The organism is Spirosoma koreense (assembly GCF_054777875.1).
The window spans coordinates 1-20314 of sequence record NZ_BAAHAC010000013.1 but is presented as its reverse complement, the minus strand read 5'-3'; the positions used below and the strand labels follow the sequence as shown (position 1 = coordinate 20314).

Here is a 20314-nt window from a genome sequence, read left to right as displayed (position 1 = left end):
CAACAGATGAATTTTTCAATCCAAGGAGAGCATGGGTTTATTAAAATAGAAATTGAGGAAGTATTTGGATACCCAAATCGTACATGCCACTGGGGTGGTTACGAAACAAAAAGTAAGCTAGCCTTTAGGAATGGAGCTTATGTTGTAGAAGGTAATATTTGGCTTTCCACAGGCGAGATTTATAATTTTTACAACGACTTAAGTAGCGCTTATGTATCAGTTAGTGGTAAAGCGAAGCTCTTTCATGGGAGCATTTTGTTATTTACAGTCAGTTTCGATGATACTGGACACTTGGTTATAAAAGGCAAGTTCTCACCATATCATTCAGAAAGTAATTTATCCATATTTGAGTTGGTAAGTGATCAAAGTTACCTAGCCGACACATTGGCAAGCCTCAAGGATATTGTCAGCGTGTATGGCGATAATACCGGAAAAATTCCCGAAAGCTTGAACTCGTAGAATTATAATTATTAGTAGGGCTATGTGTAAAGTGATTTTATTAATTTCTCAGAATATTCTCTTTACATAAAGTTAGTTATACAACACGGATAAGAAAAGTCTAATTCTTATCCCTGCTTATGAAATGTATTAATTATTATTTTTCTGATATAGGACTCACGTTCATAGCTTTCGCGATTACTACCCCTTCTAATCCTACCGAAGCGTCTAAGACAAAAAGAGTATAGTCTTTTTCGCGAATAAGCTCGACATAATATTCATCAAGCTCTTGGTGATCAATAACAACTTCCGTTAGCGAGAACTTATCGAATGAAGTAATCGAAAAAACCACGTTTTGTACAGCAAAAGGCCCCAGATCCCACCAATCAACCTCTTGAAAGTCAATTTGATATTTGCCCCTCTTTGGTAAGTTGGCTGATAATAAGAGTTGGCTAACTTCCGGCTTACTCTCAATACCAATTATTTCAGCGTCATGAAAATCAACCTCACTCATTAGAAAAGTATTATTTGTTGAAGAGCTATTTTACACTAGAAAATTAGACTTTTCTTGTCCGTATTGTATAACTAACTTTATGTATAGGGAATAAACTTATTTCATTGGGATAGTTTGAATCGAGTGTATCCTCTATTGATCCAATTTAATAATCTTACTGAGCTAATCCCTGTAATGCAGTTGCCTCCTCTTTACTCAAGTCGCCATAATAATCCATCCTAACTGGTTCTGTGCCCACTAGAAATCGATAAAAAATGTAGGCGTTTAGATAGGCTCCCAATTTTGTCGGGTGGCCATCCTGGTCATAGAGCCCAAGTAAGCGATGCTCGGTTAACGCTTGATGATACGTCTGGCCAATATCAATTGTATTCACTTTCGTAACAGCTGCCAAGGAGTCACTTTCACTACTGAGCAACTTAAACTCATCCTCCAGACTATTGACTTGTCTGGAGCAATACTGTTCTTTTTCAACTGGCCTGTCAATCAGGGCAGCGGGATAGCAAAATTGAGTAGGAAATTCCCGTTTTGGAGCCCACGTTTTGAAGAGGATAAATTGACATTTGGAGTTGGTGACCAGTTTCTTTATTTTTTCGATACTCACTTGAGAGGAATACTTTCTTACCTCTGGGATCAAGATGCGGAAAGGGGCTTCTTGTAAAATGACAATATCCCAGGGTTGGCTTACAATCGCTTTTTCGGTTTCGGTTTGTTCACCTGCCTTTTTGATCCGAGTGGTTGTTCCATCTCCATTTCTTGCTACAATAATCTGGGTTAGATGAGCTTCCAGGGACATACCCGGAAAAGCACTTACGGTTAGGTTTACTTCTGGATGAGTGCGCTCTAACATGGCCTTGAGATAGTCAGGCATGCCACCATAATAGGTTAAGCTATTACCAATAAAAAGCACGTTTCTCTTGGGTAGTTGTTGGCCGTAAGCCACGGAAACCAGCAGAATGAGCGTTGAGAACCCGAGAAGTTTCATGGAGCTTATGAGTAGGCAAAATCTGTTGTAAAGCAGGTCGTTGCGTTTTGGTTCAGGTTGGCTTGCTAGATACGTTTCGATTTGTTCTTATGTGTTCATGGAGACGAGTAGCAGATGAGTGGCAGATTTTCGTTTGTGATCGCCCTTTGTGATACAACGTCACGACGCCCGAGCCAAGCGTTTTTGATTCCAGCAATGTCAACTTACTCACTGGTATCGAACGGTCAAACAGCGGGATACCTGCCCCCAGCATGACCGGATGCAGGGTTAATTTGTAGGCATCGATGAGTCTCCGTTTCATCAGACTTCTAGCCAGTCCAGGACTTCCGAAAATCACCAGGTCTTTGCCGGATTGCCGTTTAAGTTGGTTCACCTCTTCAACCTGATTGTCCTTAATCAGCGTTGTATCATGCTAGTCTGCTCGGGGCAAGGTGGTAGAGAAAACGATTTTGGGAATTTCCTGCACCCATCGGGCAGGGTCGCCTGTGCGGTTCGCCGTTGCGATCGTTTGACCAACTGTATATAAAGTCGTCTTAGATGGGAGCGTTTTGTGAGAGCCCGTTGAACCTGAGCTGATTGTTATCAGCAGCTTCAACGAGTTTTTTCAATTCGCAACGAGTTGTTTAATTAACTATTTGTTTGGCTATTTCCAACTACTTGCCTGTTTGTGGATCTTTATTGTGAAACACCAGACAACCTTACACATGCGGCTTTTTAGCAAGAGTTCCTTCTGCCTTATTTTACTTTTTTCGGTTGCATTTTCTTGCACTACTGAAAAGGTAGACTGTGGATGTAGTGGCTCAGCCTACCGTACCCTTGAGAAATTACAAGCCAGATACACCGATGAGGGCACCTTCGTTGCTCCGCTTGTCTTCAAACAGCTTTTTATGATAGGGCGAGCCAGGCCTCGGCTTATCCAGGTAGTAAGTTCGATTCTGGCCTAGTACATACCAGCGTTCTGAGAGGCAGTTATTTTTTACTATCTGTCTAACTCAATCAGAGGCATACGCTAGCACGTATCAACTGAGATTTAGTCAACCAATTGATACGTGCTAGTCTTCCAGTGGCCTTTATATCCTCGGCGAAGAATCACTGACTTATGTCAGCTTCATGCTAGCCGGGTCCCAATGGACGATCTGTTTGCTAAAATAACTTTCGTTACACGACAGGGCGGGAGCCGCGGCTCGAAAGCCAAACTGAGCATCTTCCACCACCGGTTTATTCAGCCGGATAGCATCAAAGAAGTTGGTGAAATGATCGACATGATCACTATACCCTTCCGGTGCTCTGAAGGTGACATCCATTTTAAGGGGCCGCTTTCGCTGCTCAGCTGTCCATTTGGCATCATAGTCCTGCTGCATCTTCTCCTGCATACTCTTGGAGAAGGTGAACAGCGAATCGTACCCACCAAACCCGGGCGCCTGGGGTAGAAGGCTGTGTTTGATGCTCAGGTTATTGCCCATCACATCGATCACCCCTTCCGAACCCACCAGCCGGATCACTTCCTGTCCGCCTGTTCCACTAATAAAATTTACCTGTAAGGTCAGTTGGAAAGCCGCGTGCTCGGGGCTATCGGGGTACTGCATGACCCCCGACATGACATCGGGTAAGTTCCGCCCATCTTTCCAGTAGCTGAACTGTCCAGTGCTATAGATGCTGTTAGGACCCTTAGAGCCCGTGATGAAGTGGGTGCCGCTCAACAGGTGAATGAATAAGTCGCCCGCCACGCCTGTCCCGACTTCCTTAAAGGCCCGCCACCAAAAGAATTTCTTGGCATCGAACGGCATTTTGGCCGTCACTTCGATAAATCGATCCCAGTCGGTCGTTACCGCATCCGCATCCGTGGGAATGGTGTACTCCCAGGCACCGATGGAGCTTTGCCGGTCGTAGACGGCATTGACCATATTGAGTTTGCCAATTTCACCGGCCGCCAGCAGTTCCTTGGCTTTGGCATAGCCGATGCTACTGACCCGCTGACTACCGACCTGGAAAACCTTCCCCGCCTTTTTGGCGGCTGCCATGACGGGATACCCTTCAGTGATTTTATAAACCATTGGCTTTTCGCAATACACGTGTTTGCCTTTGGCCAGGGCATCTTGGGCGATGCGGGCGTGCCAGACGTCATGGGTGGCAATAATGACGGCGTCAATATCCGGACGGTCCAATAGCTCTTTGTAGTTTCGAGTGGTGTAGAGTCCATTCCCAAACTGTTCTTTAGCATTTTCCAGCCGTCCCGTATACAGATCGCAGATACCGGCCAGCTCAACCCCGGGTACTTTTAGGGCTGAACCCAAATCAAAATGCCCCTGGACTCCGTAGCCAATCACACCCAGCCGAATTCGATCATTTGGCCCGCTGGGTTTTTCGTAGTGCAGGATGCGTTCTTCAGCTTTGGCCTGAGCGGCCAGCGAGGATAACGGCGAGGATGCGGCCACTAGGCTGGTTGCCCCAATCTGTTGCAAAAAGTGCCGTCTTGAAGCCCGATTGTCTTTTTTCATGATTGCTGTACTATAAAGGAAAAAACGCTAGTTGATAGAATAACTGACAAAGGCTACTTTTCTACTGTCGGGAAGCCCCGACAAATACTGATCGTGCCCTGCCCACCATAAATTACGGAGGGATTTCTTTGATCGCTTAAATTTTAAGGTTCATGAGCCGGAGTGTGACCTGTTTACCTAATAAATGAGTAAGCTTTTCATCGGTCGTGTAAGCAATGTAAACGATCCCGTTATTGTCGGGCGAGGGGTGAGCAAACCAGTTCGAGTTTTCATCCGATGTTAGCTGTTTAGGATTGGCCTCAACGGTTCACATGCGGCAGATTTGCCTGTGGCCGATGCGGTAGGAGTTGAAATAAACGTAGTTGCCATAGAACGAATTATCAGGGCCATTGTCCAGCCCCTCCGTGCTGGTCAGCCGTTTTTCAGTTGCCCCCGACGCCAATGGTATAAACGTTAAAATTGCCATTCCGTATGCTATTGATAGTTGATGACAGGTATTAAACCAAGCCGTCCAAATAAAACGCCCATTCATTGAAGCAGCCGCATGGAAGTCCCGCCGTCTCAAGTATGAGGGTATTTTGAGACTATAAAATTGGTGATAAATAATCAGGGTCAATAAGACTGGCTTGTAGGGCAGTACTTGCGCTATAGGCTTGTTGGTAGTTTGCTTTTACCTAATCACCCCACCAAATTCACGCCAGGTTAAGCCAATAGCCCACATCGCCCATCAAACTGACACATCCGTTCGACAGTCTGTATTACAAGTGGATTTAGGGAGCCAACCTAAAAATTAGATGGGTTCAAGCTAGGCTCTAGCCATGGCCAACTTCCTCCTTGAATGTCGCTTTAACTTTTATCCTGTGATGTTGCCCCCAATCAGCCATTTCCCACAGGATAGGCCTCAAGGTCTGACCATAAGTGGTCAGCGCGTATTCCACCGTGACCGGTTTGGTAGGCTGCACCGTGCGACTGACTAAACCGTTGATTTCCAGCTCTTGTAATTCCTTAGACAGCATTTTGGAGCCAATCCCTTGTACTTCCCGCATTAAGTCCATAAACCGTTTGTCACCGAAGCTCAAGCACCCAATGATGGTGATTTTCCATTTGCCGCTTAGAATATCCATCGTATCATGGATAGCCTTGAGCTGACTGGGACAGTGCAGCGGCTTTTGATCAATAAATACTTTCTTGTTCATCCGTCTTGGCGCAACGTAGTTTCTCGAAGGAAACTACTTTCTAAAGGGAAACGCATATCCTGGGTAAAGTTCGTTCATCTAGCTTTGCCAAAAAAGAGAGCTCATGAAAATAGATTTGACGCAGAAGGTTGCCATTGTTACCGGCAGCTCAAAGGGTATTGGCGCTGCCATAGCCAAGGAACTTGCCGCCTGTGGCGCAATTGTAGTTATCACCTATCATTCAGCGGCAAGCGATGCAGACCGTGTGGTTAACGCCATTCAGGAGGCAGGCGGGCAGGCCATTGCCCTTCAGGCCGATATGGCCCGGCATACCGATATTATTGATTTGTTAAAACAGGTGAAGGAGCGCTTTGGCAAGTTGGATGTGCTGGTGAATAACGCTGGCATTGCCCGATTCGGCCCCATTGAAGCGGTTACGGAGGCTGATTTTCTGGAACAGTACCGGGTCAATGTGTTAGGTCCCCTGCTGACGATCCAGGAGTCTTTAACGTATTTTCCCCAAACAGGAGGCAGCATTGTCAATATCAGTTCAGTAGGCGGACAGAATCCAGGGCCATACACCAGTATTTATACCTCATCGAAGGCGGCCCTGAACGCATTGACCGTTTCTTTATCAAGAGAACTAGTGAACCGCCATATCCGGGTCAATACGGTGGCACCGGGTCCAACTGATACTGAGGGGTCAAAGGCGCTGGGCCTGGCAGGTAGTGCTATCGAAAAGGACATGATTGCCGCTATACCAATGGGTAGATTCGGCAAACCGGATGAGATAGCCCCAGCCGTTGCTTTCCTGGCATCGGATAACGCGGGCTGGATCACGGGTGAAAACTTAGCTGTTTCGGGAGGAATGCGCTAAAACGGATACTACTCTAGCGAGAAGTTAGGAGTGCTAAAAACAAGCCCCCTATCGGTCGGGTAAGGATGTCTCCTTAAGCTGATCTATTGACCCAGATCGGCACCTTGTTAATCGGTAGCTATACTTTTGGAGTTCTAATCGACACTATTTCACCCTGCTTTCTATGTAAGAAACAGATACCTGACCTCTCTTCGTCTCACTTTGGAGCATTTCTTGAGATGATCAGACTAGACTTTGGGGTGAAAAGTGGTTAATGAAATCGTAGCGGCCATCACCAACAGCAGGATAAACTTTTACTCAACATCTCGACCATAGGTTGCCAGAAACCCTCCCATAGCGATGCCAACAAACGTACCCAATCCGGCCCACACGTAACCGTTGACCCAGCCAGCTTCATACCCCTGGTCCCGGATGGAAAAATAAACCCAGAGATAAGGGGATACGTAGCTATACGCCCAGGATTTTACGACCAAGCCAATCAGACTAACGAACACGCCAAAAGCCGCCGGAACAATAAAGTTTCGAAATCGGAAACTTAAATAAAACTGAATGGCTGTCATGCCTAATCCGATCAGAAACGTTTTCCATACATTTCGCACTAGAATCCAACCGTCAGTTGAGGGATTTAGGTCTAATGCTGGACTGAGCCACTTTAGCAGCCAACCCGCCACTTCCCCAAAGACGATCAGGGCTAGCGAGCTAAACAGCAATAAGCCGACAAAAAAGAAAAGCTTACTGAAGTAGATGCTCCATTTGGGAATCGGTAAACTATAGATATGCTTCCAGGCATTAGCCTGATGTTCAAGCGCGGTCACCAGTGCAGACTGCAAACTAATATACATGGGCAACATCAGCATCGTCCACATGACCATCAGGTGAAAGACGAAAAGCTGCCAGGCCGTATGCTCGTGTTTTTGCTGAAGAATACTTTCCCCATGAAAGTAATACGCGGCAAAATCAAGGGCAGCCGTTAAAAGGGGAACCCCGACCGAAAGCCAAAGAATCAATGTACGGCCCGTTTTGCGCTGTTCAACGCGTAGTCCTCGAGTGAAATAACCAATATCGGATGTCATAATTGTCGGTAGTTAGCGTTCGTTAAGGTTAAAAAAATATCCTCCAGGGTGTCTGCTTGTGGTTGTAGCCTGTATACCGCGACCCCTTGCTGAACAAGTAGTTGATTGATTTGAGCCGTTTGCGATGGCCCCTCAACGGTTAGGTGTATCTTGTTAGGAGTGATCAACTGGGCGGCATAGTTCGCACTAGTCAGCAAAGCCATGGTTCGTTCGGGATTAGCCGTTTGCAAGATCAGTCGGGTGGCTTGCAGTTGCCGCAATTGACCAGGAGTTCCCTGAAACAGGATGCGGCCCTGGTGAATAATAGCCAGATGAGTGGCTATCTTTTCGATTTCGCTCAGTAGATGAGAAGACACAAAAATGGTTTTACCCAGCTCCTTGTTAAGCCGGATGAGCAGGTCACGAATGTCACGGATGCCAGCCGGATCGAGGCCATTGGTCGGTTCATCTAAAATCAATAGTTCTGGATCGCTCAGTAAGCTCATCGCCAGGCTTAGTCGCTGTTTCATGCCCAGCGAATATTCCTGTACAGGCCGATGCGCATCGGTCGTTAGCTGAACGATTTCCAGCACCTCGTCAATGCGTTTTTGAGAAACCTGAAGGAGTCGTCGACTCAGGTCCAGATTTGCATAGCCCGACAGATGTGAATACAGCGATGGAGATTCAATCAACGCCCCAACCCGTCGGAGAATGGATAGCCGGTGCGTGTGGATGGACTCTCCGAACATAAAGATATTGTTTTCCCGAGCGCGAATCAGACCGAGTAGGAGCCGGATTGTGGTCGTCTTTCCGGAGCCATTCGGCCCCAGAAACCCGAAAATACTGGCTGCCGGAACGTCTAACGACACCCCGCTGAGCACGAGACGCTCGCCAAATGAGTAAGTCAGTTGCTTGGTCTGAATGATGGCTGTCGACATGGTTTCGCTTTGTTTCGATTCAAAGCAACCACCTCACAGCCAACCAAAAAAAAGGAATAGACCGATAGGGCAAACACATCGACAAACGTATAACCGATTTCGCTCAAAAAATTCGTCGGCAAAAAAAGCCTGTTGAGCGATGAAAAGGAACGTTCCGGGCCAGACAGATCCATTGCTCCTGAAGAATCACTAAACTCGTGGTCAAATGGCAATTCTTTTTCCCAACGACCGTTTCAAAGGGCTCCTTCATTACGGCCTACCGATGCTTCATGGCCTGGGCTGGTTGCTGTACATCGGTATGGTGGTCTACGTCGTCATACCACGGGTCAGTTTGCCTTTTTTTGTTGGATATCAAGGCAGTTACCTACTGAGTCAGGCTGTTGCCTTTTATGTTGCTTACCTCTACACCGTTCCCCGATTACTGGCCCGGCAGAAATTCATCCTCTTTTGGGGATTTACGCTACTGCTGTTGATCGGCTTGTCGATAATCACGGTTCTTTTTTACAACTGGATGAGTCTTCATACGGCAGGTAGTGAATTTCAGTCGAATCCCCTCTCCTTCCAAAAACGAACGCCGGTTCGGTTCTTAGGATTAATCATCGTGACGGGCCTGGCCCTGTTTAGTCGGCTGGGTACGGATTGGGCCGTGTATCGGCAGCAGCAGACGGAGCGGGAAAAAGAGCACGTTCAGATCGAACTAGACCTTTTGAAGGCTCAACTCAACCCGCATTTTTTGCTTAACACCCTTAACAGCCTGTATGCCCTGTCGTTGAAACAGTCGCCCCATACGCCGGAGGTGATTATGAAACTCTCCCTGTTGATGCGATATTTACTTTACGAAACGGCTGACAACCTAACCCCATTACACAAAGAGTTGGAAGCGATTCAACATTACATCGATTTGCAGGAATTGCGGTTATCGGCCCCCGGAGCCGTCCAATTCACCCAAACCGGCCCCGTTGAAACGACCCAGATTGTTCCTTTTCTCCTGCTCCCGCTGGTCGAAAATATGGTGAAACATGGTCGCCTACCGATGATTATCCAAGTGGCTGTCACGGATCATCAGTTGACTTTTCACACGCGAAATGGCCTGCGCGACCATCCAGCTCTCGATTCCAAAGGCGGCATTGGATTAACGAACCTGCGTAGACGCCTTGATCTACTTTATCCTTCCCACCATCAGTTAGTAAGTTCAACCGAAAATGGTTTTTTTCAACTCGAGTTAACTCTTACCTGGTAAGCACCCTATGATCCGATGCATCGCTGTTGATGATGAAGCGCTGGCGCTGGAAGTCATCCAGAATTATATCGAAAAATTGCCGGATTTCCAGCTGATACGGACCTGTCAAAGCGCTCTGAGCGCTCTCCAGCTCCTGACTCAAACGCCGGTCGATCTGATGTTTTTAGATATCAATATGCCTGATCTGACGGGACTTCAATTGTTGCGCTCACTTAAAGATCCGCCGTTGGTGATTCTGACGACGGCTTATCCGCAACATGCACTGGAAGGCTTCGAACTGGATGTCGTCGATTATTTGATAAAACCCATTCCGTTTGATCGCTTTGTGAAGGCGATTCAGAAAGCGCAAAACCGGTTGCAAACTGCCGAATCGGTATCCGATAAAGGGGCAGAAACGACATTTCCAGATGAGCCGGAATTCATTTTTATCAAAACGGAATACAAGACCGTGCGCATTGATGTCAAGGACATTATTTATCTGGAAGGCATGAAAGATTACGTGCAGATTCACACCAGCCAGGCCCGGTTCATGACCTTACTTCCTTTGAGTCGGTTACTGGAAAAACTACCCGCTCGTCAATTTGTTCGGGTACATCGTTCGTATATTATCGCCCTGAGTCGAATCGACAGCATCGAACGGAATCGAATCCACCTTGGTCAAGTCCTGCTTCCCATTGGCGATCTATACCGGGACGAATTGATGAAACGAATTGGGTAAGCTAGGCCAGGATAAGTGCCATTTAAGCGTAATGTGTTACTAATAATAATGACCCACAAAACGCCCGAATACGTGTACTCAAATTTCTCCTTGTCTCAAATTGGAGCGATTATTAAGACATTTTATAAGTGTTAAGTGGCTCGCAGCAGTTAAACGTCACATATCGGCCATTTTATCAATATATAGTTATCTTTATTAAACAAATTATCAACACGTATTTATAATAAAATACTTAGTTTTGATATTATGTACATAAATACCCGTAATGGCAAAAATATTAGTAGTCGAGGATGACTTGCAGTTAATGGAAAATATCAGTGAGCAGCTCGAATTATGTAATCACGAAGTTGTAACCGCACCGGATGGAATCAGTGCGTTTGAATTACTACCCTCTTTTCTGCCCAATCTAATCTTATGCGATGTCATGATGCCGAACATGGACGGCATTGCATTTATCCGGGCAACAAACCGACACGCTCTTTACCGGTCAATTCCGGTTATTTTTATAACTGCCCGAGTAGCCGAACAGGACAAACTTCTGGGCTTAGAAGAAGGCGCTGTTGATTATTTGTTCAAGCCCTTCCTGCATAAAGAACTACTCCTAAAAGTTAATAATATCACCCGTGGACAAACTGAGTTAGTATTGCACCAATTAGAGCAGGCGGCCGCTCACCAGGAAACCGAAATTCAGTTCGTCAAGCGCTTTAGCGAGTTACTCGAGCAGCATGCTGGTAATCCATCCTTGACCGCCGATAAATTATCGTTGGAAATGAACATGAGTCTGTCGGCGATGCAACGGAATCTAAAGAAGTACCTCCGACGGAACTTTCGTGAACTGTTAAAAGACCACCGTCTTCGTAAGGCTACAGCGTTTTTGTTAGAAACCGACCATAGTCTTCAGCAGATTGCCGACCGATGCGGCTTTGGGAGCCTATCTTATTTCTCATTCAGTTTTAAGGAAGCCAATGGTGTGTCACCCCTGCGTTTTAGACAACAAAACCGCCCGAAAATGGCTCTACCCAACACATAACGTTGGCACCGGATATGCTCCGAATGAGCCAATACAAACGTTGAGACGGACAACTTAGTTATGCTCCTTAGCTCACGCCAGCCCCCTGTTCCTTTAACAGATGACCGATTTGACCGTTAAGCTTTTGCATAACCGTTATATGACTTTTCAGCAAAGAGACAATGGCCAACGGCGATTGAGTTCGCTTTGTTTGCTGCTCTAATTCGGCTACAAACTGTTCAATAGTGTTGATCAAGGCTGACTGTAAACGGCGGAACTTACTAACCTCATAAGCCGATGCAGTCAACGGGTAAGTTAGTAATAGAGAAATCAAATAGTAGTTGGTATACAAAGCGTCTACTTCCTGTTGCCAATCGGTTCGACTCGCCGTCTTATTCATGTATTATTGGGCGTTTTGTGTTAAATGTTGACCAAAATGAGCGACCTCGAATGGCCCAAACAAAGCTAAGGCAGCGTTTTTTCTATTCTAGTTCGATTTTTTTATAATAATCGCGGCAAGCTTCCTGCGCATAGCGGGTGCTATTATTTTTATTGATAAAGCGAGGCTTCGCCTGTTTAAGTAGACCCTGCGTGTTTTTCAAGTAAAGGCTCAGCCTTACACTTTGATCCAGGCAATACCAAACGACCCAAACCATCGTACCCTCTTTTGACCATAAATGAAAATGCAGGTATTAGTCATCGAAGATGAGTCATCTATTCGTGAGAACGTAGCTGAACTGCTTACCCTGGAAGGCTTTATTGTCGGTACAGCCCACGACGGCCAGGAGGGCATAAACCAAGCCATTCAATCACAACCCGATTTAATACTTTGCGATGTCATGATGCCCGGAATGAACGGGTATCAGGTACTGGAGTCCATTCGCGCTCACCGGTCGCTGAGTCACGTACCCTTCATTTTTCTCACTGCCAGAGCCGAAGCCGATGACCTCCGCCAAGGGATGGTCTTAGGCGCTGATGACTACCTCATCAAACCGTTTACGAGTAAAGACTTACTAAAATCCATCGAAACCCGGTTGAAGAAAGAGCAAATTCGCAACAACCAAGTACAGGCCCAGTTGACCGAATACCTAGCCAACCTGGGTCGTGTCACGATTCATGAACATAACACGCCCCTAGCCGGGATTATGGGCTCTATCGGCCTATTAAAGGGAGTTCACTCTACGCTCGACTCCGCCGAGACGAAGTTTATGCTGGACCAGATGATGACGTGTTGCTTACGGCTCAAAAGAACCCTCGACAATGAACGGCTCACCAATCAACTGATCCATCCGCATGGTTCAGTTGATTACGACGCATTAAGCCAGGGCAACTCCTATGTGTTCGATGCGCTTGTTGAACAGGTTAAACAAACGATTGAGAAAGAGCATGAACAGCCTGCAACCATCCTTATTGCTACTGAAATGGCCCATCTACGCTTACCCCCCCACAGCCTGACCAAGATACTGGAGGAGTTGATAGACAATGCGATTAAGTTTTCGGACAGAGGTCGTGACGTTTGTGTGTCGGGGCTGATTCGTGATGAGTGCTACCAGCTTACCATTACCAACTGGGGACGTGCGTTTAAATCCAGCGATGTTCGACGGATTGCTCCATACACTCAGTTTGACCGCAAGTATTACGAGCAGCAGGGTTCGGGGCTGGGCTTGTTCATCGTCAAAACGTTAATTGAGATGAACCAGGGCCACTTACAGATTGATAGTACGCCAGAGGGCCTTACGAAAGTGACGCTCCAGCTTCCGCTTATGGACCCTAAAGCTTAAGCGATTGACCATTCTGTAACCTACCGTTTTATGACTTTATCAGAAACCGAGCAGCAGCGCTTACAGGCGCTCATGAGCTATAGTATTCTCGATAGTTTACCGGAAGCAGAATATGACGCTATAACCCAGATAGCTACCCATATCTGTCAAACGCCCATATCACTGATAACCTTTTTGGATAATGAGCGTCAGTGGTTTAAAGCAGCCCAAGGTCTTACCCTCAGGGAGACGCCCCGGCAATATTCATTTTGTGCGCACGCCATTCAAACGCCGACCCAGCTGATGGAGGTGATGGATGCCCGTGTGGATGAACGCTTTGCTCAAAACCTATTTATGTTAAGCGACCCGCCTGTTATCTTTTACGCGGGTGTCCCGCTGGTTGATGAGGCTGGACAGGCATTGGGTACCTTATGTGTCATTGATCATCAGCCACGGCACCTCTCCGATCAACAGGCCACAACCCTTAAATCGTTGGCCCAGCAGGTTGTATCGCTCTTGAAACTGCGTCGGAGTCAGACCTTACTAAGCCAGGCCAATCAGTTGCTGAACGATACTAACACGATATTACAAGCCGTCGTAAGTAGCTGTCCGGCAGGTTTGACCCTTTTCGAACCGGTTTGGTCGAACGGTGAACTGACTGATTTTAAGTATGTTTTCACCAACGGCGTTGGCGCCATTGGTGCTGGACACAGCGTCGAACAGATGATCGGTAATACACTTAATACCCTGTTTTCTACGACCGTTACGGCTGACCTGTTCGACCGATTAAAAACGGTTCAACAAACCGGCCAACCGCTCCACTTACAATGGCAGGTAAGTGTTGAACACGGGCAGATTTGGTATAACCTATCCATGGTCCCAATCGGGGAACGAGTCCTATTATGCCTACAGGATATCTCGCCACTGAAACGAATGGAGCAGCAGCTACAGGCCCAGACTGAAAATTTAGAGCAGCATGTTGCGGAGCGTACTCTAAAGATCGGGCAACTTTCGGCCTGGCAAAATGCAATTCTGGAACATGCCGGTCAGACGATCATTTCAACGGATTCCAACGGTATCGTTCGAACGGCGAACCGGGCGATCGAACAGTTGGTAGGCTATAAACCCGAAGAATTGATCGGTTGCGTCATTCAGATTGAACCAGGCACACCGGAAAATCCGGTACCCCTGGTTTCGTACCAGCCTTCTTCCGATCGCCCTACATCAGGACTATTTAAAACGGCGTTGGAAACAGATGGCTTTTTTCATACTGAATGCTTAATTCTGGGTAAAAGGGGGCAACGTATCCCGGTCTTTATGACGGCCAGCACCTTAAAAGATGAGGGCGGTAAGGTGACAGGATACGTCGGGATGGCAACGGATATTTCAGCCTTGAAAGCCGCCGAAGAAAAGGCTGAAAAAACGAGTCGTGAGCTAAAGATCTTCTTTGAACGGGCGCTCGACCTCCATTGCATTACCAGCCTGGACGGGCATTTCTTAAAAGTAAATCAGGCCTGGACTGACACGTTAGGCTACCGGGCGGAAGAAATGGAGGGGCGTTACTTTCTCGAATTTATTCACCCCGACGACCGCAACGAATCATTACAAACCTACCAGATGCCCGTCATTGACGGTTTTGTAAACCGGTATCAGCACAAAGACGGTAGTTATCGCCTGATTCAATGGCGCGCCAAACGGTATGAGAAACTGATCTATTCGTCAGCCCGGGATATTACTGAGCGAAAAGAGGCCGAAGATGCCCTGAGGGAAAGCGAACAGCGGTTTCGGGAAATTGCCGAAAACGTGGATGAGGTTTTCTGGATTCAGTCGGCGGATCCGTTTCAATTGTTATATATCAATCCGGCCTATGAACGCGTCTTTGGCATTCCATCCCAACGTCTCTACGAGGATCCTTACTCGTTCCTAAACTCGGTTATTCCCGAAGACCGTCCGATGGTAGAAGCGGCATTCAATCGGTATCGCCAGGGGGAGGAAATTCCCGTTCAATACCGAGTTGTGGGCGGGGACGGCCTGGTTCGTTGGCTTAATGTTCGCAGTTTTGTAATGAAAGACAGTGGGGGTGTTCCCCTGCGGTGCATTGGCATTGCCAGTGATATTACGGATATGAAAGAAAAGGAGCTGGTGCTTGAGCAATCGCTGATCCGGGAGCAGGAATTAAATAAGCTCAAATCCCAGTTTGTCGCAACCGCTTCCCACGAATTCCGGACGCCCCTGGCAACTATTCAATCGAGCGTCGATCTGATTCGTATGCACTTAGTGCGATCGATCCAGGGTCCGCTCCCACCCGTTAGCCGACATCTGGAAATTATTGAACGGGAGATTGCCAACTTTAGCGAGTTATTAACCGACATCCTGACGATTGGCAAGATTGACGTCGGCCGAATTCCCTTTCATCCTGAACCGGTTGATTTGGTTGCCTTAACGAACCGAGTGATCGAAACGCATTTCGCGAATCGTAAGGATAATCGGGTCGTAGATGTATTACTTGACGGGGAACCAGAACGGGTTTCTGTGGATCAGAAGTTGATCAGCCACGTACTGGTTAATTTACTGTCAAACGCCTTTAAGTTCTCCCAAAGTAACCCGAAGTTAGTGATCAGCTTTGGCGTGCAAATGGTCATATCGGTTATTGATCAAGGAATTGGTATTCCTGCCGATGAACAAGCCCACTTATTTCAGACGTTCTTTCGCGCGAAGAATGTGGTGAATATGCCTGGCTCGGGTTTAGGGTTAGTGATTGTTCGCGAGTTTGTGGAGCTACACGGAGGTACAATACGAATAGATAGCGTTGAACATGAGGGGACAACTGTAACATTCACCTTGTTGAAAGGCTAGCCAACCCTATGTAATCTATTTCCGTATTCAGACTATTGCTAGCCAAGAAACTCTCCCGGTTAGTAGTTGGCATGATACAGGCCGCCCTGCACTAAACTCGGAAGGGTTTCGCTTCCAAGTTCTTGGCTAATAACCCACGAGACTAGCTACTTCTTGACTAGCGGAGCAACCCTTTCTGGGGTTTTGTATAAGACTAGTTGATCGGATAATCAATGGTCGGCAGACTCACCGATTGATGCCAATAGTGGTGCAACATCCGCACGTAGGTATGCCAACCATGTAAGGCCTCCGGTTTGAGCGTATAAGCCACAGCCCCTTGATCATAGGCTTGTTCGATTTTGGTTTGTTCATCCAGCACACTCAGCATAATGATGGGGACCGCCCCCTTATAGTGGGTCCGTAGCTGAGGCAGCAAACCAAACCCATCTTGGGCATGCCGTAAATCAACATCCAGTAAGATCAGTTGAGGGGCTGGTTGGGTTTGTAAATAATCCAGCATTTCATGAGAATGCCATAATCACTTCCCTAATAAGAGCTGATCCAGATATGGCTAAAAAGAAGTAATTCATACTTTGATCAAACCGGTAAGCGTGATCTTTTCACTCAGTAATGCATTCAAGCTGGATATATGATCCAGTATGCTTACGCATTTATCGCACTAACAAGTATAGGCCGATTAAACTCGTCACTATTCCGATCTGGCGTAAGTGCCTTCTGCCTTGACTCTCTTCCACCAGTAGAAGTCCTCCAAAGGTACCAATCAAATGAAGACTAACGGTTGTAATTAAAAATCCAAGGATGTATTCAGTGATTCCGTCGGTTCGGTTCATTTCTGAGCCATGGGCGAACCCATGGCAAAAACCAAAAACACCCACCGGAAAACTAGATACGAACCAACCCGTTGGTTGATCAATACTGACAACTAAACCTAGCATCAGTACCGACATCGCAATAGCTGTTTCCAAATACGGGATAATGGGGTAGATTATTCCCGTTACACCACCGAGAACCATCATCCCGGCAAAACAAGCTGGCACGATATAAATCGATCGCCCCCCCAGTTGGGCACTCCAGGCACCTACAGCGAGCATAGCCAGCAGATGGTCTAAGCCTGTGAGCGGATGCAACAAACCCGTGCCACCCATACCATGACCCCAACAAGGCTGAATCCACAATAGCAATAAGCTGATTAACAAGCATCCCTTAGCTAAGAGCGGTCGTCGGATGTTGTTTAGTTTTCTTAGGATCATTCAGAATAAGCACTAAAGCAAGTATAGCTGGGATCATGGGAAATAAGGCTGTATACATACCTGAAAAGTAGGTGTAAGGCACTCCCTCCTGAACCATGCGGACAATCGGAAAAACCAGTAAATGAGTGGGCTCGCCGACAATCATGCCCACGATCATGAACCATAAAATAAAGTTACCGAAAGCCTGCCTTTTCCAAAGGCTATAACCAGCGAACACCCAAACAAGAGGACCAATCAAGGTGATCACATAATCAAATTCAGCATCACTCCAGGGATGGTGTGAAATGGCGGCAATACTTCGATTAAAATGCGTTAATACTTCCTCACCAACATGGCCATAAAATAAAGCGAGTAAGAGCAGATATAGTGGAGCAACTTTATGGGGATCGGCGCTATTGTGAGCGGTTGTTTTTCGCCACCCGATGAGGCCACCCATCATGGAACCAATAATGACACCAACCGGTAGCGGCCCCGCCTGAATGTACAAGGTGATCGCATACACGGCCCCAAAACTGACAAATAAACCCGACCATAAGTTAATCCGACGAGTTGACATGGACACAATGGGTTGGCTAACGACCGGCGTTGGATTTGACTTGGCTAGGGTTAATAAGCCCCAGGCGCTAAGCAAAAATTGCCCTATACCGATAAAGACACCCAGAAAATAGCTATGCTGGTATTGCCTTAACTGAGTTAATTCTACGCCCACCTGGATCAATGCTTCAAGGCCACAAAAGAGGAACCCCCAAAGCGCGAAGAACAGCCCGGTGGCAGGCTGTTTGATGAGAAAGTAGCCGCCCAATAAAAGCAAACAAACGGGGAGGCAAACCTGGACCAGGAACCAGTGGCTATAGGTATTAGCCATGTGAGCCTGGAACAGGGTTGGGTACTGTGCATGAACGAACTCACCATAGTGAGCTGCGTAGCGAACGGTACTTAATCCCAATAGACCTACAATATTTACTAGGTAATAAACAACGACCCGTGGAGGAATTGGCTCTGATTTAGCCCGACGAATCCAAACGAGTAGGGCTATTCCACTCAGCAAACTATACTCTAGGCCTACACCTATACCGGCTTGGGTAAAGAGAATAACCGAAACGGTGATCGCTAAGCAACCAATCCATAATTGACGGGATAAATTGGTCCTGTTCATGAGTTAGTTGGGTTGAGCGGTTGGTTCAACAGTCGGTCTTTAATGTGTATTTTACGCTGTTGAATAAACTGTAGATACCCCGTCGGGGATAGGTCAAAAACTTTTTCTAACATGGGCTGAGCCACGAACGGATAGACACACAAAGCGACCATATCGGTAAAAAACTGCTGGGCTTCGTTAGCGGATGGAAAATGTTTTGCGAATTGGGCTAAATTGATTCGCTGGTTACCGGCGAATACGTCGATCATTCGTTGTGGATCTCGATTAATTTCGTGCAGCACAAAGGCGGGTATTGTCGGGTTAGCCGACAGCGCGTCCAGGGTATGGTCAACATAGTGGATGACGATCTGATTCAGGGGTAGTTCACTGGTTAGGATTAGCTCAATTTTAGCGATAAACAGGTCGAGGGCTTGTTGGAAAACTTGGCTGAATAGCTCCTCTTTGGTTTTAAAGTAATAGTGAAGCATGGCCTTATTGATGCCTGCTTTGTCGGCGATCTCTTGCATACGGGCCCCATGAAGCCCTTTTTGTTGAAAGATGGTGACCGCTTCGGTTAAAATCCGACTTTGAGTAGATTCCTGTATGATAGCCATTAACTAACCAGTTGGTTAATGACAAAGGTATATTAATTTATTGAAACATCACTATATTGAAGTTAAGCGTCAACAAATTCATCCTTGTTGGTTGAGAAATCCAAGGCTTCGTCTGATATATATGACCTAGCTGTTGACCGTATTTTTAAACGGCCGAATTAATGAGCAGATACATGAATACTTCGTCGCCTAAGACGGAAGCCTATTCATGAACGTTTCTTCGTCTCACTGAGGAGCGTTTTCGCGAGACGCTACCCTCTTAATTTCTGGCCAGTGGTCCGCCACCTCTACCCAATCCGCAGCAGTTTCTCATCCAGAGGGTTTGAGGAGACAGTTAATCACAAGTAATTAGGCTAACGATTTGTGCTTTAGCTAACATATCCGCACTTATATAACAACTATGCTCTGTTCGAAGCACGTCATAAACTGGGGTTGTTTGGTACTAGGTTTAACACTTCTCATCCCAAATACTTATGCTCAGTCAGGATATCCCCCACCCTGTAATGATGTAAAGCAGGTTAAGCTAGATACGGACTCTAATAAGCGTCAAGTCTTGTATGATTTCATTCGTCGTTGCGAGCAGAACCAATGGAAAAACGATAAAGGCATTGTTCTGCTCCGAGAATATCAAAATGAACAGGGCAAAACCTGTTGGTTACTCTTACCGAGTATCGATGACAGCTACAAGGATAACCCGCCTAGTCGGTTCGCTTCGTTTAATGGCGACATTATCTTAGTTTTTGAGGCCGATGCTAATCGAAATGTCAAACCAGCGGTGGGTGACAAACCCCGTTTAAATCATTGCTTGGAGCAAATTATTGGTGATCGTGTTTACATTCGACCCACGATCAAAAGTCGTTGGACTGACAATGTTATGCCAATTACTAATCGTAAGATGGAAAGAGGAGCTTCGCGAATTTCAGGAGGTAATGGGGGCAGTTTAATTATCATCTTCAACGAAGATGGTAGCTACGAAAAGCTATTGCCTATATAAGACGATTTCAAAATACTTTATCATACAGGGCTCACCTGAATTCTAGTTTTGCTCCCTTTACATGAAGGAAGTGGCTGTTGCAAAAGTCGATTAGCCACTTGAACGTAGCTCAGCAGCAATCAACATACTACATCAATCCACCTTCAGCGGAGGGCCCACTACCTGCATGTCATGGTCGGCAAATAGTTGAGCGATTTCTTCCGTAGAGGGCTCTTTGGCCAACCCCGCCATCCTGACAAAGAACTCCTCCATTTTGCCAGCCGG

At 46.6% G+C, this 20314-nt stretch carries 21 protein-coding genes; 8 read left to right on the top strand and 13 right to left on the bottom strand.

All coding sequences use genetic code 11. The features are described from left to right. Positions 1 to 6: 6 nt before the first annotated feature. Complete coding sequence (locus ACYVC2_RS12020; protein WP_461102672.1) at positions 7 to 459, top strand: WapI family immunity protein; 453 nt, start codon at positions 7 to 9, stop codon at positions 457 to 459. 136 nt (positions 460 to 595) lie between these two features. Here ACYVC2_RS12020 and ACYVC2_RS12015 read toward each other — a convergent pair whose 3' ends face one another. From ACYVC2_RS12015 to ACYVC2_RS11990, 6 genes are all read right to left on the bottom strand, one after another. Further along, positions 596 to 952, bottom strand: a complete 357-nt coding sequence (locus ACYVC2_RS12015; protein ID WP_461102671.1) for a hypothetical protein — start codon at positions 950 to 952, stop codon at positions 596 to 598. Positions 953 to 1106: 154 nt separating this feature from the next. Further along, positions 1107 to 1934 (bottom strand): hypothetical protein, encoded by an 828-nt coding sequence (locus ACYVC2_RS12010; protein ID WP_461102670.1) that lies wholly within the window; start codon positions 1932 to 1934, stop codon positions 1107 to 1109. A 52-nt stretch (positions 1935 to 1986) separates the two neighbouring features. Next, the gene (locus tag ACYVC2_RS12005; RefSeq protein WP_461102959.1) at positions 1987 to 2271 is read right to left on the bottom strand and encodes a dihydrofolate reductase family protein; all 285 of its coding nucleotides are present in this window, start codon (positions 2269 to 2271) and stop codon (positions 1987 to 1989) included. A 760-nt stretch (positions 2272 to 3031) separates the two neighbouring features. Then, positions 3032 to 4432, bottom strand: coding sequence for a Gfo/Idh/MocA family protein (locus tag ACYVC2_RS12000; protein WP_461102669.1), 1401 nt, complete (start codon positions 4430 to 4432; stop codon positions 3032 to 3034). A 307-nt stretch (positions 4433 to 4739) separates the two neighbouring features. Continuing rightward, complete coding sequence (locus tag ACYVC2_RS11995; RefSeq protein ID WP_461102668.1) at positions 4740 to 4898, bottom strand: hypothetical protein; 159 nt, start codon at positions 4896 to 4898, stop codon at positions 4740 to 4742. Positions 4899 to 5244: 346 nt separating this feature from the next. Beyond that, positions 5245 to 5628 carry a winged helix-turn-helix transcriptional regulator gene (locus tag ACYVC2_RS11990; protein ID WP_461102667.1) on the bottom strand — a complete coding sequence of 128 codons (384 nt, stop codon included), beginning with the start codon at positions 5626 to 5628 and terminating at the stop codon, positions 5245 to 5247. A gap of 103 nt (positions 5629 to 5731) precedes the next feature. Between ACYVC2_RS11990 and ACYVC2_RS11985 the strand changes: the two genes are divergently transcribed. Continuing rightward, a complete protein-coding gene (locus ACYVC2_RS11985) occupies positions 5732 to 6484 on the top strand; it encodes an SDR family NAD(P)-dependent oxidoreductase (protein WP_461102666.1) in 753 nt (250 codons plus the stop codon). Between the two features lie 293 nt (positions 6485 to 6777). On the opposite strand, the gene ACYVC2_RS11980 is transcribed toward ACYVC2_RS11985, so the two are convergent. Both ACYVC2_RS11980 and ACYVC2_RS11975 read right to left on the bottom strand, forming a co-directional pair. Beyond that, the gene (locus ACYVC2_RS11980) at positions 6778 to 7557 is read right to left on the bottom strand and encodes an ABC transporter permease (RefSeq protein WP_461102665.1); all 780 of its coding nucleotides are present in this window, start codon (positions 7555 to 7557) and stop codon (positions 6778 to 6780) included. Next, positions 7554 to 8474: an ABC transporter ATP-binding protein gene (locus ACYVC2_RS11975; protein ID WP_461102664.1), complete on the bottom strand. Its 921-nt coding sequence runs from the start codon at positions 8472 to 8474 to the stop codon at positions 7554 to 7556. The genes ACYVC2_RS11980 and ACYVC2_RS11975 overlap by 4 nt, the downstream gene beginning before the upstream one ends. A gap of 205 nt (positions 8475 to 8679) precedes the next feature. Between ACYVC2_RS11975 and ACYVC2_RS11970 the strand changes: the two genes are divergently transcribed. The 3 genes from ACYVC2_RS11970 (at position 8680) to ACYVC2_RS11960 (ending at position 11462) form a co-directional block, all read left to right on the top strand. Then, positions 8680 to 9714, top strand: a complete 1035-nt coding sequence (locus tag ACYVC2_RS11970) for a sensor histidine kinase (RefSeq protein WP_461102663.1) — start codon at positions 8680 to 8682, stop codon at positions 9712 to 9714. A gap of 7 nt (positions 9715 to 9721) precedes the next feature. Next, positions 9722 to 10432 carry a LytR/AlgR family response regulator transcription factor gene (locus ACYVC2_RS11965; RefSeq protein ID WP_461102662.1) on the top strand — a complete coding sequence of 237 codons (711 nt, stop codon included), beginning with the start codon at positions 9722 to 9724 and terminating at the stop codon, positions 10430 to 10432. A 265-nt stretch (positions 10433 to 10697) separates the two neighbouring features. After that, the gene (locus tag ACYVC2_RS11960) at positions 10698 to 11462 is read left to right on the top strand and encodes a response regulator transcription factor (protein WP_461102661.1); all 765 of its coding nucleotides are present in this window, start codon (positions 10698 to 10700) and stop codon (positions 11460 to 11462) included. Between the two features lie 67 nt (positions 11463 to 11529). On the opposite strand, the gene ACYVC2_RS11955 is transcribed toward ACYVC2_RS11960, so the two are convergent. Beyond that, positions 11530 to 11841 (bottom strand): hypothetical protein, encoded by a 312-nt coding sequence (locus tag ACYVC2_RS11955; protein WP_461102660.1) that lies wholly within the window; start codon positions 11839 to 11841, stop codon positions 11530 to 11532. A gap of 283 nt (positions 11842 to 12124) precedes the next feature. Between ACYVC2_RS11955 and ACYVC2_RS11950 the strand changes: the two genes are divergently transcribed. Continuing rightward, positions 12125 to 13222: a hybrid sensor histidine kinase/response regulator gene (locus ACYVC2_RS11950; RefSeq protein WP_461102659.1), complete on the top strand. Its 1098-nt coding sequence runs from the start codon at positions 12125 to 12127 to the stop codon at positions 13220 to 13222. 30 nt (positions 13223 to 13252) lie between these two features. Continuing rightward, positions 13253 to 16057, top strand: coding sequence for a PAS domain S-box protein (locus ACYVC2_RS11945; protein WP_461102658.1), 2805 nt, complete (start codon positions 13253 to 13255; stop codon positions 16055 to 16057). A gap of 193 nt (positions 16058 to 16250) precedes the next feature. On the opposite strand, the gene ACYVC2_RS11940 is transcribed toward ACYVC2_RS11945, so the two are convergent. The 4 genes from ACYVC2_RS11940 to ACYVC2_RS11925 all read right to left on the bottom strand — a co-directional run bounded on the left by ACYVC2_RS11940 (position 16251) and on the right by ACYVC2_RS11925 (position 19056). Beyond that, complete coding sequence (locus ACYVC2_RS11940; RefSeq protein ID WP_461102657.1) at positions 16251 to 16556, bottom strand: response regulator; 306 nt, start codon at positions 16554 to 16556, stop codon at positions 16251 to 16253. Positions 16557 to 16707: 151 nt separating this feature from the next. Continuing rightward, positions 16708 to 17202, bottom strand: coding sequence for a HupE/UreJ family protein (locus ACYVC2_RS11935; protein ID WP_461102656.1), 495 nt, complete (start codon positions 17200 to 17202; stop codon positions 16708 to 16710). Positions 17203 to 17260: 58 nt separating this feature from the next. Next, positions 17261 to 18463, bottom strand: a complete 1203-nt coding sequence (locus ACYVC2_RS11930) for a hypothetical protein (RefSeq protein WP_461102655.1) — start codon at positions 18461 to 18463, stop codon at positions 17261 to 17263. Beyond that, the gene (locus ACYVC2_RS11925; protein WP_461102654.1) at positions 18460 to 19056 is read right to left on the bottom strand and encodes a TetR/AcrR family transcriptional regulator; all 597 of its coding nucleotides are present in this window, start codon (positions 19054 to 19056) and stop codon (positions 18460 to 18462) included. Before ACYVC2_RS11925 ends, ACYVC2_RS11930 begins: the two co-directional genes overlap by 4 nt. A 553-nt stretch (positions 19057 to 19609) precedes the next feature. On the opposite strand from ACYVC2_RS11925, the gene ACYVC2_RS11920 reads away from it, so the two are divergent. Beyond that, positions 19610 to 20050 carry a hypothetical protein gene (locus ACYVC2_RS11920; protein ID WP_461102653.1) on the top strand — a complete coding sequence of 147 codons (441 nt, stop codon included), beginning with the start codon at positions 19610 to 19612 and terminating at the stop codon, positions 20048 to 20050. The last annotated feature ends 264 nt before the right edge of the window (positions 20051 to 20314 follow it).

Coding starts and splice junctions, on each gene's coding strand:
- ACYVC2_RS11990 (WP_461102667.1), bottom strand. CDS start 5,628: ATGAACAAGAAAGTATTTATTGATCAAAAGCCGCTGCACTGTCCCAGT.
- ACYVC2_RS11930 (WP_461102655.1), bottom strand. CDS start 18,463: ATGAACAGGACCAATTTATCCCGTCAATTATGGATTGGTTGCTTAGCG.
- ACYVC2_RS11970 (WP_461102663.1), top strand. CDS start 8,680: ATGGCAATTCTTTTTCCCAACGACCGTTTCAAAGGGCTCCTTCATTAC.
- ACYVC2_RS11955 (WP_461102660.1), bottom strand. CDS start 11,841: ATGAATAAGACGGCGAGTCGAACCGATTGGCAACAGGAAGTAGACGCT.
- ACYVC2_RS11985 (WP_461102666.1), top strand. CDS start 5,732: ATGAAAATAGATTTGACGCAGAAGGTTGCCATTGTTACCGGCAGCTCA.
- ACYVC2_RS11995 (WP_461102668.1), bottom strand. CDS start 4,898: ATGGCAATTTTAACGTTTATACCATTGGCGTCGGGGGCAACTGAAAAA.
- ACYVC2_RS11980 (WP_461102665.1), bottom strand. CDS start 7,557: ATGACATCCGATATTGGTTATTTCACTCGAGGACTACGCGTTGAACAG.
- ACYVC2_RS12015 (WP_461102671.1), bottom strand. CDS start 952: ATGAGTGAGGTTGATTTTCATGACGCTGAAATAATTGGTATTGAGAGT.
- ACYVC2_RS12020 (WP_461102672.1), top strand. CDS start 7: ATGAATTTTTCAATCCAAGGAGAGCATGGGTTTATTAAAATAGAAATT.
- ACYVC2_RS12010 (WP_461102670.1), bottom strand. CDS start 1,934: ATGAAACTTCTCGGGTTCTCAACGCTCATTCTGCTGGTTTCCGTGGCT.
- ACYVC2_RS11940 (WP_461102657.1), bottom strand. CDS start 16,556: ATGCTGGATTATTTACAAACCCAACCAGCCCCTCAACTGATCTTACTG.
- ACYVC2_RS11950 (WP_461102659.1), top strand. CDS start 12,125: ATGCAGGTATTAGTCATCGAAGATGAGTCATCTATTCGTGAGAACGTA.
- ACYVC2_RS12000 (WP_461102669.1), bottom strand. CDS start 4,432: ATGAAAAAAGACAATCGGGCTTCAAGACGGCACTTTTTGCAACAGATT.
- ACYVC2_RS11960 (WP_461102661.1), top strand. CDS start 10,698: ATGGCAAAAATATTAGTAGTCGAGGATGACTTGCAGTTAATGGAAAAT.
- ACYVC2_RS11975 (WP_461102664.1), bottom strand. CDS start 8,474: ATGTCGACAGCCATCATTCAGACCAAGCAACTGACTTACTCATTTGGC.
- ACYVC2_RS11965 (WP_461102662.1), top strand. CDS start 9,722: ATGATCCGATGCATCGCTGTTGATGATGAAGCGCTGGCGCTGGAAGTC.
- ACYVC2_RS11925 (WP_461102654.1), bottom strand. CDS start 19,056: ATGGCTATCATACAGGAATCTACTCAAAGTCGGATTTTAACCGAAGCG.
- ACYVC2_RS11935 (WP_461102656.1), bottom strand. CDS start 17,202: ATGGGTGGCACGGGTTTGTTGCATCCGCTCACAGGCTTAGACCATCTG.
- ACYVC2_RS11945 (WP_461102658.1), top strand. CDS start 13,253: ATGACTTTATCAGAAACCGAGCAGCAGCGCTTACAGGCGCTCATGAGC.